General features: G+C 70.8%; 8 protein-coding genes. 5 read left to right on the top strand and 3 right to left on the bottom strand.

Annotated elements, in window-relative coordinates; all coding sequences use genetic code 11:
- Nucleotides 1–109 precede the first annotated feature (109 nt).
- On the bottom strand, nt 110–1063 hold the full coding sequence (locus ACFWU9_RS25985; protein WP_384322427.1) for an erythromycin esterase family protein: 954 nt from the start codon (nt 1061–1063) through the stop codon (nt 110–112).
- A 300-nt stretch (nt 1064–1363) separates the two neighbouring features.
- On the opposite strand from ACFWU9_RS25985, the gene ACFWU9_RS25990 reads away from it, so the two are divergent.
- From ACFWU9_RS25990 to ACFWU9_RS26000, 3 genes are all read left to right on the top strand, one after another.
- On the top strand, nt 1364–2503 hold the full coding sequence (locus ACFWU9_RS25990; protein ID WP_384322429.1) for a glutathione-independent formaldehyde dehydrogenase: 1140 nt from the start codon (nt 1364–1366) through the stop codon (nt 2501–2503).
- A 361-nt stretch (nt 2504–2864) separates the two neighbouring features.
- Nucleotides 2865–4490 carry an MFS transporter gene (locus ACFWU9_RS25995; protein WP_384322431.1) on the top strand — a complete coding sequence of 542 codons (1626 nt, stop codon included), beginning with the start codon at nt 2865–2867 and terminating at the stop codon, nt 4488–4490.
- 280 nt (nt 4491–4770) lie between these two features.
- Nucleotides 4771–6738 carry an NAD-binding lipoprotein gene (locus tag ACFWU9_RS26000; RefSeq protein WP_384322581.1) on the top strand — a complete coding sequence of 656 codons (1968 nt, stop codon included), beginning with the start codon at nt 4771–4773 and terminating at the stop codon, nt 6736–6738.
- Here the strand turns inward: ACFWU9_RS26000 and ACFWU9_RS26005 are convergent.
- On the bottom strand, nt 6735–7661 hold the full coding sequence (locus ACFWU9_RS26005) for an LLM class flavin-dependent oxidoreductase (RefSeq protein ID WP_384322433.1): 927 nt from the start codon (nt 7659–7661) through the stop codon (nt 6735–6737). The two genes, ACFWU9_RS26000 and ACFWU9_RS26005, sit on opposite strands and share 4 nt — an antisense overlap.
- Nucleotides 7662–8068: 407 nt before the next feature.
- Between ACFWU9_RS26005 and ACFWU9_RS26010 the strand changes: the two genes are divergently transcribed.
- Nucleotides 8069–9091 (top strand): NADPH:quinone reductase, encoded by a 1023-nt coding sequence (locus ACFWU9_RS26010; RefSeq protein WP_384322435.1) that lies wholly within the window; start codon nt 8069–8071, stop codon nt 9089–9091.
- 28 nt (nt 9092–9119) lie between these two features.
- Here the strand turns inward: ACFWU9_RS26010 and ACFWU9_RS26015 are convergent, their stop codons facing one another.
- Nucleotides 9120–10295 carry a low temperature requirement protein A gene (locus ACFWU9_RS26015; protein WP_384322437.1) on the bottom strand — a complete coding sequence of 392 codons (1176 nt, stop codon included), beginning with the start codon at nt 10293–10295 and terminating at the stop codon, nt 9120–9122.
- 273 nt (nt 10296–10568) lie between these two features.
- Between ACFWU9_RS26015 and ACFWU9_RS26020 the strand changes: the two genes are divergently transcribed.
- On the top strand, nt 10569–11999 hold the full coding sequence (locus ACFWU9_RS26020) for an FAD-binding oxidoreductase (RefSeq protein WP_384322440.1): 1431 nt from the start codon (nt 10569–10571) through the stop codon (nt 11997–11999).
- Nucleotides 12000–12146 lie beyond the last annotated feature (147 nt).

Raw genomic sequence — 12146 nt, forward strand, 5'->3', positions numbered from 1 at the left:
TGGGGGTCGGGCCGTGGTATTACACCCCGGCCCCCCCGCGGAATCCGCGGGGGGCGACCGGGCCGACGCGTTTCCGTGTTCGCCGCTGATGGGCTCTTCGCGCCGGGACTCAGTTGGCGGCGGGATCGAGGAACCGCGCCGGGGTGACCTTCCGCGTGTGGACGACGGCGTCGAACCAGTCCGCGAGCGACCCACCGGAGAGGTGGTAGGAGGCGTTGTCCTCGGGGTCGTAGTGCGGACCGATCAGACGCGTCCTTGTCGGTCTGTCGAGCCAGCTCCGTACGGCGGTCGGAGCGTCGGCCCGCAGGTCCAGAAGGTAGGCGTCGATCCCCGCTCCTCCCAGGACCGCGTCGGCGAATTCGGCCGGCGGGGCCGGGACGGGGTAGGGCGCCCTGCCGTGGTGGAACGTCAGACCGAGGGACACATAGCCGGCCCCGAAGTGCTCGCGGAGACGGCCGCCGGCGTTCCGGTGCGTCTGCGGCGTCGGTGACGGGGAGACGGTCCGCGGGTCGCCGTTGGCCGTGTGCGCGAGGCCGCCCCAGTACACGATCCTGTCGGCGGTGCCCTCGTGCCACCGGATCGTGTCCTCGGCCAGTCTCCGCTCGACGTCGGCCAGATCGTCGAACCGGGGGCTCCTGCCCCGGGGAGCGAGGTCGGTCCCGGCGAACCGAACCGGATCATCGGGGTGTTGGCGGTTGTAGGAGCGCATCCAGCGGACGAGTCCGAGGATCTCCTCGGTCCCCCAGAAGGGCCGGGCTCCGGCCAGCAGCTCCCGCGGATCGCCCTTTCCCCCGCTGATGTACGTGTCGAGTCCGACCCTCGACGGATCGTCCCCCTCCAGTGAGACGGAACGGAAGCCCAGCTCCTCGACCAGCAGACGGACGATCCTGTGCGAGAGGGCGGACAGTTCGTGGGTCTGACGGGTCGAGGCGCCGAGGGCCACGACCTGGGCGCCTCGCACCATGTCGACCATCGGCAGGAGATCGGTCGACGGGGCTTCGGGGTCGAAGGTGGTGAGGCGATGCGCGTGGTCTCTGATCCACCGGGTCACCGTCTCGGTCATGGCCGGACCTCCTTGATGCGGGCGATCGGTCCGGGGCCGTGTCCCCGGTCGCTTCCGGCGCCGCACAGGCAGCCTCAGACATGAACCAAGGTTGAGGTCAAGCGGGACGCGTAGGACCGTGCATATGCCCCTTCCGTGATCACCCCCGGTCGGTGGCCGATCGCATTCCGGCATCCCTTGAAGACAAACCTGATAAAGCGAACAAATGGCAGATTTCTCCGCCGGGCCATGGGTATCGAGTGGTGGGAACTCGGGGTGTGGGCCCTCAGCAGGAGGCCCGGACGAAGAGGGGAAAACACCATGAAGGCAGTAGTTTTCCACGGCCCGTACGAGGTTTCGGTCGACGAGGTGGAGAAGCCGCGCATCGAGACTCCGCAGGACGTGGTGCTGCGGGTGACGACGACCTGTATATGCGGGTCCGACCTGCATATGTACGAGGGCCGTACGGCCGCCGAGTCGGGCTTGGTGTTCGGCCACGAGAACCTCGGCATCATCGAGGAGGTGGGCGAGGGCGTCACCAGCCTGAAGCCCGGCCAGCGGGTGGTCGTCCCGTTCAACGTCGCGTGCGGCTTCTGCCGTAACTGCCGGGCGGGCAAGACGGCGTTCTGCGAGACCGTCAACCCCGGGTTCGCCGGTGGCGCCTACGGTTACGTGGCGATGGGCCCGTACCGGGGCGGCCAGGCCGAGTATCTGCGCGTGCCCTACGCCGACTTCAACTGCGTTCCCCTGCCGGAGGGCGAGGAGCACGAAGCCGACTTCGCGCTGCTGGCCGACATCTTCTCCACCGGTTACCACGCCACCGAGCTGGCGGGCGTCATGCCGGGCGAGACCGTCGCGGTCTTCGGGGCCGGTCCCGTCGGGCTGATGGCGGGCTACTCGGCGATACTCAAGGGTGCGGCCCGGGTCTTCGTCGTCGACCGGGTGAAGGACCGCCTGGACCTCGTCAAGCAGATGGGCGCGACCCCGATCGACTACACCGCGGACGACCCGGCGCAGCAGATCAAGGAGGCGATCGGCGACGTCGGCGTCGACCGGGGAATCGACGCCGTCGGCTACCAGGCCACGGTGCCCGAGGGCCAGGAGCAGCCGGCCCTCGTGCTCAACCAGCTCGTGGAGACGGTCCGCCCGACGGGCTCGATCGGCACGGTCGGGCTGTACGTGCCCACCGACCCCGGCGCGCCCAACCAGGACGCCGCGAAGGGGTACCTGCTCTTCAACATCGGAAGGTTCTTCGAGAAGGGCCTGCGGATGGGCACCGGCCAGTGCGACGCCAAGCGCTACGCCCACCAGCTGCGCGACATGATCATCGCGGGCAAGGCGAAGCCGAGCTTCGTGGTCTCCCAGGAGCTGCCGCTGTCGTCGGCGCCCGACGCGTACTCCCGCTTCGACAAGCGGGAGCCCGGCTACTCGAAGGTGCTCCTCCACCCGCAGCAGATCTGACCCGCCCGGCGGCCGTCCCGACGCCCCCGCGAGGTTTCCGCGCCCGGCCCGGCCGGACGCGCGTCCTCGCGGGCGTCGGGCGTCGGGCGTCGGGCGTCGGGCGTTGGCCTCGGCGTCGGGCGTCGCGTCTCGTCCGGCCACGGCCGTCCAGCGCCGTGGCCGCACGTAGATGGTCGACGAACCGGTCGACATCCCCCGCGCGCACCACAAGGTTCTTCTCCGGGGCCACGACCAGGACTGCCCGACGGGCCGCCGCCAGGTTTCGCCCGACTGGCCCGCGCAGTGAGGGACGGCCCGGGGCCGTGGGAGGGAGATAGTCGGGAGGACCGATACGCCCGACAGGCCAAGAAAGAGAGCGCGCATGGCTGACAGCGAGCCCGACGCGTCCGAACCGGACAGCTCCGACCTGTCCCGTGCTCCGGGAGGCGCCCCCCACGGCCCGCGCCGACCGGGGCGCACGCCGCCCACGCTGAACAAGTGGTGGACACTGACCGCCGTCTGCCTCGGTACGTTCATGCTGCTGCTGGACATCACCATCGTGAACGTGGCGCTGCCCGACATCCAGCGCTCCCTGCACGCCAGCTTCTCCGACCTCCAGTGGGTCGTCGACGCCTATGCCCTCACCCTGGCCGCTCTCCTGCTCACCGCCGGCAGTCTCGCCGACATGTACGGCCGCAAGCGGCTCTATGTGATCGGTCTGACGATCTTCGGTCTGGCCTCACTGCTCTGCGGTCTCGCCGAAGATCCGCTGATGCTGCAACTGTCCCGGGGCCTTCAGGGAATCGGCGGCTCCATCATGTTCTCGGTCTCGCTCGCGCTGCTGGCCGACGCGTTCCGCGGCAAGGACCGCGGTATCGCCTTCGGTGTCTGGGGCACGATCACCGGCCTCGCGGTGGCCATCGGACCGCTGCTCGGCGGTGTGCTCACCTCGGGGCTGTCCTGGCGGTGGATCTTCTTCGTCAACCTGCCGATCGGCGTGATCGCCGTGGCGATCACCCTGCTCAAGGTGGCCGACTCCCGCCACCCGGAGGCCCGCCGTCCCGACTGGCCCGGCTTCGTCCTCTTCACCGCCGGCCTGTCGAGCCTGGTGTTCGCGCTCATCCAGTCCAGCCACGACTCGTTCTCCGACCCCGTCGTCATCGCGTGCCTGGCCGCGGCGGTGGTACTGCTGATCGCTTTCGTGCTGGTCGAACTGCGCACCCGGCAGGCCATGTTCGACCTGTCGCTCTTCCGGAAGCCCACCTTCACCGGCGGACTGGTGGCGGCCTTCGCCCTGAGCGCCTCCCTCCTGTCGCTGCTGCTCTACCTCGTGCTCTATCTCCAGGACGTACTCGATTTCAGCGCTCTGGGCGCGGGCGTAAGGCTGTTGCTGATCTCCGTGGGCATCCTGGTGGTGTCCACGGTGTCGGGACGGCTCAGCTCCAGGATGCCGGTGCGGTACCTGATCGGCCCCGGACTGCTGATGGTCGGCGGCGGGCTGCTCTGGATGCGCGGTCTGGACGCGCAGAGCGAGTGGACCCATCTGATCCCCGGCATGCTCCTGTCCGGCGCCGGTCTCGGCCTGGTCAATCCGCCGCTGGCGTCCACCGCCGTCGGTGTGGTCCAGCCGGCCCACGCCGGGATGGCCTCGGGCATCAACTCGACATTCCGTCAGATCGGCATCGCCACCGGCATCGCGCTGCTCGGCACCCTCTTCTCCAGCAAGGTCAAGTCCTATGTGCGGGACCATATCGACGCCGTCCCCGGCCTCAGCGACTTCGGCCCCCGGATCGCCACCGCCGTCGAGTCGGGAACGGTCGGCCAGATCCTCGGCTCCCTCCCGGCCGAGGCCCGTGCACCGGTCAGAGAGCTCACCGCGGCCGCCTTCACCTCGGCCCTCAACGAGATCCTCCTCGTCGGCGCGATCATCGCCCTCGCCGCGGGTGTGATCTCCTTCGCCACGATCCGCACGAAGGACTTCGCCCAGCAGCCCTCCGACGGCACCTAGGGTCTGTCGCTCCCTGGTGCGCGCCGTGGCCCGCGTGGGGCCCGGTCCGGTCGCCCGGCACGGCCCGCCCGCCCGAAAGGGTGAATCGACCGCCGATTACGGCGTGTTCCATTGTCGGAGCCCGCACTGTGCGCAATGCGGGCCGACCGTCACGGGCCGTCGCACACGGCATGGGGGAGGGGCGGGCGTGGGACGAGTGAGGGGTCGGCGGCCGGGCTCGTTGCGGGAGCGGGCGGGCTACCGGTTCGACCGTACGCTGGCGCGCAGCACCGGCACACTGATGGGCTGGCTGGTGGCCACCTGTCTGGCCGTCGTCGTACCGGTGAGCGTGCTGCTGGTGTGGACGGACCCCGGCTCGCCGCGGTCGGTGCCGGACCGGCTGACGGAGGCCTGGCGGACCAGCGCCGAGACGCTGCGCCTGGGAGCCATGACGGGTACGCCGCTGCGGATGATGCTGTCGGCCCTGCTCGGCCTTGTCGCGCTGCTGTGCGTGTCGACCCTCGTCGGTGTGATCACGAACAGTCTCGCGGAGCGGATGGCCGAGCTGAGCCGTGGACGGTCGACCGTCCTGGAGCAGGGGCATGTCGTCGTGCTCGGCTGGTCGGACCAGGTCGGCACGGTGGTGGGGGAGTTGGTCGCCGCCCAGGCGGCCCACCGGCCGCGCGCGGTCGTCGTCCTCGCGGACCAGGACAAGACCGAGATGGAGCGCGCGCTGGCGCCCCGGATCGGTCCCGGCGCCCGGACCCGGCTCATCTGCCGTACCGGTCCCGCGAGCGATCCCGCCGTACTCGCGCTGGTCAGCCCGCAGGCGGCGAGCACCGTGCTGGTGCTGCCCACGGCGGAGCCACGGGCCGACGCCGAGATGCTGCGGACCCTGCTCGCACTGCGCGCGGTCATCGGCGAGGGGGCGGCCGGACCGCCGGTGCTCGCGGCTGTACGGGACGACCACTACCGGGCGGCGGCGCGGCTGGCCGCCGGGCCGCACGGCACGGTCCTGGAGACCGACACGGTCACCGCGCGGCTGATCGCGCAGTGCGTCGGCCGTCCGGGCCTCTCCCTCGTCCTGCGCGACCTCCTCGACTTCGCCGGGGACGAGTTCCACCTCGCGGACGCGACGGCGTTCCACGGCAGGCCTTTCGGCGCGACACTGCTGGGCCACGCCAACTCCTGTGTGGTCGGGCTGCTGACCCCCCAGGGGCGTACGCTCCTCAACCCGCCCGCGGACACCGTCGTCGCGGCGGGCAGCCGGCTGATCGTCCTCACCCGGGACGACGGCACGGCGCTCCCGGAGGACTGTCTGCACCTGGTCGACGCGTCGGCGACGGCCACGGGCCGGCCGCCGGCGGAGGGCCCCGCGCGTCTGCTGATGCTCGGCTGGAACCGGCGGGCGCCTCTCGTCGTGGGGCAGTTACGGCGTACGGCCCGGCCGGGTTCCGTGCTGGAGGTGGTGACGGAGGGGGCCGTGCCCGGACCACGCGAGCCGGAGCCCGAGCCGGTGCGCGAACCGGAGCCGGAGGTGGCGCACGAGCGGGCGCCGGGTCCGGCTGCCGGGGCCCGGCTGACCGTACGGTTCCGGTCCGCGCTCCTGCCCTGGCCGGAGACCCTGCTCGGTCCGGACCTCGCGCCGTACGACGGTCTGATCGTCCTCGGCCCCGACCCGGGCGACGGCCAGGACCACCCCGACGACTGGACGCTGGTGATGCTGCTGGCCCTGCGGCTGCTCCAAGAGCGGTCAGGCGGACGGGAGTTACGGGTCGTCAGCGAACTCACCGACGACCGCAACCGGCCCCTGGCCCCCGTCAATCCCGGCTCCGACGTCATCGTCAGCGGGGAGCTGACCGGTCTGCTCATGGCACAGATCGCGCAGAACCGCCATCTGGCGGCCGTGTTCGACGAGTTGTTCTCGGCCGAGGGCAGCACGATCTGTCTGCGGCCCGCCGGGAACTATGTCCGCCCCGGCGGCGAGGCCACGTTCGCCACCGTTGTGGCCGCCGCGCGTGACCGGGGCGAATGCGCCATCGGCTACCGCCGTGACGACCGACGCACGGCGGCACCCGACCACGGGGTCCGGCTCAACCCCCACAAGGCCGAGCGGCGTTTGTGGAGCGCAGACGACCAGGTGGTCGTGGTCACGACGGAAGCGGTCGACGTGCCGGAGGCCACGGAGGCCACGGAGCCGATTGAGGTCACCGAGGCGGCGCAAACGGCGCAGGCGGCGTTGTCTGACGAAGCGTCAGGTATGCCCTAGACGGCCGCCGGGTCCAGCAGTCCGCGCACCGCCGGTGCGACCTCTCGCGCGAACGCGGTCACCTGCGCCACGGACTGCTCCTCGGGCCAGAAGACAAAACCGGTGAACGGCTGCTCGGTCCCCAGGCGTACGAGCAGTTCCGTCCACTGCCGGGCGTCTCCCCGTACGGGGTCGTTGCCCTCGTCCGCGCGCAGGTCCCCGGGCCCATCGGTGATCGCGCCGACCAGCTGGGCGATCCGGCGCACGGAGCGGGGGTCCCGGCCCGCACCGACGGCCGCCTCGTCGATGATCCCGTTGGCCTCGGCCCACTTCTCGTAGGGCAGATAGGGGGCGATGGGCGCGGCCCACCCGTCGGCCGCCCTCCCCGCCAGCGCCAGCGCCCTCGGGCCCTGGGAGCCGGTCCAGATCTCGATCGGGTGCGCCGGCACGGGTCCCGGGCGGACCCCCGAGACCGAGTAGTACTCGCCCTCCAGCCGGACCGGGGCGCTCCCCTCGGCCCACAGCGCGCGCAGTACGGCGATGGCTTCCGCCAGTGCGGCGTTGGCCTCGCCAGGGGTGCGCCTCGGCACCCCGAGACGGGTGATGGCGTCCCAGTAGCCGCCCGCGCCGAGAGCCATCTCGAACCGCCCGCCGGACACCAGGTCCAGCGCCGCTGCGGTCTTGGCCAGCAGCGCCGGTGGCCGCAGCGGCAGATTCGCCACGTCCGGGAACACGCTGATCCTCCGGGTGGCGGCCAGGAGGTCGCCGGCCAGGACGAACGTGTCCAGATGGTCGGCCAGGTACGGGTGGTCCTGGATGCCGATCAGGTCCAGCCCGTTCTCGTCCGCCGCCAGGGCGAGGGCACGGTTGCCCGCCACATCGGTCGTCGGCGTCAACGAGACACCGAACGTCAGATCGCCGCGCACAATACTCCCATCGTTCATAATGGGTGACTGTCTATCAGATTATCGCAAATCGGATAGTAACTCGGTGTTATCGATCACCTCCGGGCCGTTCAAGGAGTTCGACGCCGATGTGAACACCCGCCCCGGCTCGAGGGGGGAGTTCCGGACCTCCCCGGTGCGTACGGCAGCGCGGGCGGGGCCGCGCCCGGGGGGTGGGGTCGGCGCTACGCTGAGAAGACAGACGCCGAGGGCGGAAGCGCCCGCCGCAGAGACCGGCCACCGTCGGCCACGGCGCCGCGCCCGTCCGGCCATGAGCGGGCCTGACAAGCCGCGTCGGCACTTTCACCCGAATGGCGGACATCCGGCCGAGGGCGACCACTCGGACACGGCGGGACGGGGACGAAGAGAACTTCACCGAGGAGTCCGACACCGAAAGGTGGCACGTGATGACCACTCCACCGACCGCCGAGCCGCATCCCGGTGACGCCGTGATGCGCGCGGCCTACTACGAGGAGCAGGGGCCGGCCCACAAGGTCCTGCGCGTCGGCGAGATGCCCGTTCCCGAACCGGGGCCGTACGAGGTCAGGGTCCGGGTCGCCGTCTCGGGCATCCATGTGGGGGACGTCGGCAAGCGGCACGGCTACTGGGGTTCCACCATGGCCTTTCCCCGCGTCGTCCCGCACGGCGACGGGGCCGGTGTCGTCGATGCCGTGGGCACGGAGGTGGACCCGTCCAGAGTCGGCCACCGGGTCTGGGTGTATCTCGCCCAGTCCTACCGCCCCTTCGGCACGGCGGCGGAGTACGTCGTCGTACCCAGTCGTCACGCGGTCGAGCTGCCCGAAGGGGTGGGATTCGACCAGGGCGCCCTGCTGGGAATCGCGGGCATCACCGGGCACCGCGCGGTCTTCTCCGGCGGCCCGGTCCGCGGCCGGACGGTGATCGTCACCGCACCGCTCGGCGGCGTGGGACGGGCCGCGGTGGCGGTCGCGGCACGCGGCGGCGCCACCGTGCTCGCGACCGTGCGGCACGCCGAGCAGGTCGACGACGCGCTGCGCGCCGGAGCGCACCATGTCATCAGGTTGTACGAGGGAAATATGATCGAGCAGGTCAAGGAGATCGCTCCGGGGGGAGTCGACCGGATCGCCGAGACGGATCTCGCCGGCAATATCGAGGCGGACCTCGAGGTGCTCACGTACAACGGCGAGATCGCCACCTATGCGACGAGCGACGCCGACGCGCCACTGCCCTACTGGAACCTCGCGTTCAAGAACATCGCGGTCCAGTTCCTGAGCAACGACGACTTCCCCGAGTCCGCCAACGAATCGGCCGCCGCCGACCTGACCGCCGCCGTGGCCGCCGGAGAGCTGCGCTACCCGATCGCCGAGCGGTTCCCGCTCGACGGGATCGCCGACGCGCAGGACGCCGCCGAGCGGGCCGGGGCCAGAGGGCGGGTGGTGATCGACCTGTGAGCCGCCGATCGCGCTCTCCCCGGACGCCTCAGTGGGCCGCCCTCCGCTGAAGGTTCGTCACGGCCGCCGCTACCAGGGCCCCGGTGACAAGTCCGGTGACCAGGACCGTCCGGTGCGCGAAGGTGGCCCCGAGGAGGCCGAGCAGGGCCAGGATCCACAGGCCGTCCAGTGTTCCGGACGGGTTCGACGGGCGGCGGATCAGCCGAAGCGCCGTGAGGTAGACGGCGACCGGAATGGTGTAGGAAGCCGCCACCGTGGTCCGTGAGATCTCCACGTGCTCGATGGCCTCCGCGATGTTCACGCTGAGACCGGCGCCCACCGCCGCGGCGGAGGCGAACACCGCGTAGTGGCCGTATCCCCACCGCAGTGAGGCCCCCAGCGAGCCGAGCTGGCTGCGGGAGTCGACGGCGAAGTACAGCCACCACATGGCGAAGACGGTCACCAGGCCGCCGATCGACAGCGACGCGATGTCCGCGTACGAGGCGTGCGTGTCGAGCGCGGCACGCATCGCGGCGGCGGCAGCGGCCACCGTCTCGCCGAGAACGATGAGGGTGAACAGGCCGAAGCGTTCCGCGATGTGGGACGGGTGCCAGGTGGTCCGCGCCGTTCGCTCGGCCCATACGGGGACGGAGAGTTCGGCCACCACCAGAACGAGGAAGGACACCGACAGATTCGGGATCAGGCCGTACGCGACGAGGACCCAGCCGATCTGGACGGTGAGGATTCCCATCGCGTAGCGCAGGCTGGTTCTCCTCCGTTCGGGGTCCGAGGAGGCGGCGCGGAGCCATTGGGCCACCATCGCGAGGCGCATGACCACGTAGCCCATGGCGACGAGGACGAAGTCGGAGTCGTCGAGGGCTCTCGCCACACCGGCGGCCAAGGTGAGCGCGCCGCCGATCTGCACCAGGGTCAGCAGCCGGTAGAGGACGTCGTCGGTGTCGTAGGCGGAGGCGAACCAGGTGAAATTCATCCACGCCCACCAGATCGCGAAGAACACCATCGCGTAGCCGCGCACGCCGTGGGCGATGTGCCCGGCGGCGACCTGGTGCTCGAAAGCGGCGGCGGCCTGGGCCACCGCGATGACGAAGCACAGGTCGAAGAGGAGCTCCAGCTCGGTCGAGGTGCGGATCTGTTCGTCGGTACTGCGCGCCGTCATCGGCCGGTACCAGGACCAGCCGGTATCGACGGGGGTCGGATCACTCATGGTGGTTCACTCCTGCCCGGTCCCGAACTGGCCCGGTCCAACGTGTACCACCGTGAATGACCGCCGAGTGGGAGCGTGCACCGCCGCCGGTCGCGGATGGCCCCCACCTGGCGCGGACGGCCTCGCCCCTCGGCGGGCAACAGCCCACCGGTAGCCCTAAAAATGGGCAAATGTGATGATAACGTTCCACTGTGTCGGGTCGACGGTGCTCACGGCGTCCCCTCACGCCCGAGCGCGCACAGCGTCGGCAGGCCGGCGCGGAAAGGCACTGTCATGGCCCGAGGCGAACGGAACGGCGTGTCCGACCGCGAGGTGTGGGAGCGCGAGCTGGCCGTCCTCGCCGCGGAGGCGGACGGCCCCGTCCTGACGCCCGGTGCGGAGGGTTACGACGACGAGGTCGCGGTCTTCAACCTGGCGGTCACGCACCACCCGGCCGTGGTCGTCGGCGCGACGAGCCCCGAGGACGTGTCCCTGGCCGTACGCTGCGCCGGGACGCTCGGGCTCGACATCGCGGTGCTCAACACGGGCCACGGCCCCTCCCTGCCCGCGACCGACAACACGCTGATGATCACCACGTCGCGGATGACCGCCGTCACGGTCGACCCCGGCGCGGGCACCGCCCGCGTCCAGGCCGGAGTCCGTTTCCAACAGCTCGTCACCGAAGCCGCCGTACACGGCCTCGCCCCCCTCGTCGGCTCCTCGTCGGGCGTCGGAGTCGTGGGCTACCTCCTCGGCGGCGGGAGCAGCATCACCATGGGACGCAAGTACGGATGGGCGTCGGACCAGGTCACACGCATCGAGGTCGTCACGGCGGACGGTGAGCCGCGCCATGTCTCGCCGATGGCGGAAGGCGACCTGTTCTCGGCGCTGCTCGGGGGCAAGAGCAACTTCGGTGTCGTCACCGCGATGGAGTTCGGCCTCTTCCCCGTGACGCGCCTGTACGCGGGCACCCTCTTCTTCTCCGGTTCGGACGCCGCCGTCGTGGCCGAGGCGTACCGGCGCTTCACCTCGACGGCTCCGGACGACATGACGTCGGGACTCGTGTTCCTCGACTTCCCTCCGCTGCCTGACCTTCCGGAGTTCATGCGGGGCAAGCCGGTGGTGGCGATCCAGCTCTCCCACGTCGGTCGGGAGGAAGACGCGAAGAGGCTGATCGCGCCTCTGCGGCAGGCGGCGACGGCCGTGATGGACACCGTGTCCACGATGCCCTACACGGACTTCGGATCCATCGCCATGGATCCCACCGAGCCCATCGCCGCCGTGGAGCGCTTCGGCATCCTCCGGGAGATGACCCCGGAAACCGTCCGCGCGATCGTCGACGCCGTCGGCCCCGGCTCGGGAAGCCGGGTCAACATGGTCGACATCCGGCAGCTCGGGGGCGCGTACAGCCGCTCGCCGGCCGCGCCCGACGCGGTGGGCGGACGCGACGCCGGGTTCTCCGTCCTCGCGCTCACCGTGGTGCCTCCGGGCGAGGACGTGTCCTCGTACGCCGGTTCGGGCCGGGATCTGCTCGACGCCCTCGCGCCCTGGCTGAGCGCACGGAGGCACCCCGGTTTCCTCTCGCCCGAAGACGCCACGGTCGCGGGGACCAAGGAGGCCTACGATCCGGCGGTCTACGAGAGGCTTCAGGCGGCCAAGGCGATCTACGACCCCGAGAACAGGTTCCGCGTCAACCACAACATCCCGCCGCGGCAGGCTTCTTGACCTCTCGGACCCGAAACCGGACCGGTCGACGGGTCGGGCCGGTCGGGCGGTCGCGGCGCGGAAACAGGTCGGCCGGTGACCGTCCAGGGGGCGGAAAACACCAAGGGCAAGGAGAGTTCTCTCCTTGCCACTCTCAACTTATAGCGC

Source organism: Streptomyces sp. NPDC058653, assembly GCF_042716895.1.
Taxonomy (GTDB): domain Bacteria; phylum Actinomycetota; class Actinomycetes; order Streptomycetales; family Streptomycetaceae; genus Streptomyces.

What these genes read in the sequence shown, in the direction of transcription:
- ACFWU9_RS26000 (WP_384322581.1), top strand. Translation starts at nt 4,771, where the DNA reads ATGGGCTGGCTGGTGGCCACCTGTCTGGCCGTCGTCGTACCGGTGAGC.
- ACFWU9_RS25990 (WP_384322429.1), top strand. Translation starts at nt 1,364, where the DNA reads ATGAAGGCAGTAGTTTTCCACGGCCCGTACGAGGTTTCGGTCGACGAG.
- ACFWU9_RS26015 (WP_384322437.1), bottom strand. Translation starts at nt 10,295, where the DNA reads ATGAGTGATCCGACCCCCGTCGATACCGGCTGGTCCTGGTACCGGCCG.
- ACFWU9_RS25985 (WP_384322427.1), bottom strand. Translation starts at nt 1,063, where the DNA reads ATGACCGAGACGGTGACCCGGTGGATCAGAGACCACGCGCATCGCCTC.
- ACFWU9_RS26010 (WP_384322435.1), top strand. Translation starts at nt 8,069, where the DNA reads ATGACCACTCCACCGACCGCCGAGCCGCATCCCGGTGACGCCGTGATG.
- ACFWU9_RS26005 (WP_384322433.1), bottom strand. Translation starts at nt 7,661, where the DNA reads ATGAACGATGGGAGTATTGTGCGCGGCGATCTGACGTTCGGTGTCTCG.
- ACFWU9_RS26020 (WP_384322440.1), top strand. Translation starts at nt 10,569, where the DNA reads ATGGCCCGAGGCGAACGGAACGGCGTGTCCGACCGCGAGGTGTGGGAG.
- ACFWU9_RS25995 (WP_384322431.1), top strand. Translation starts at nt 2,865, where the DNA reads ATGGCTGACAGCGAGCCCGACGCGTCCGAACCGGACAGCTCCGACCTG.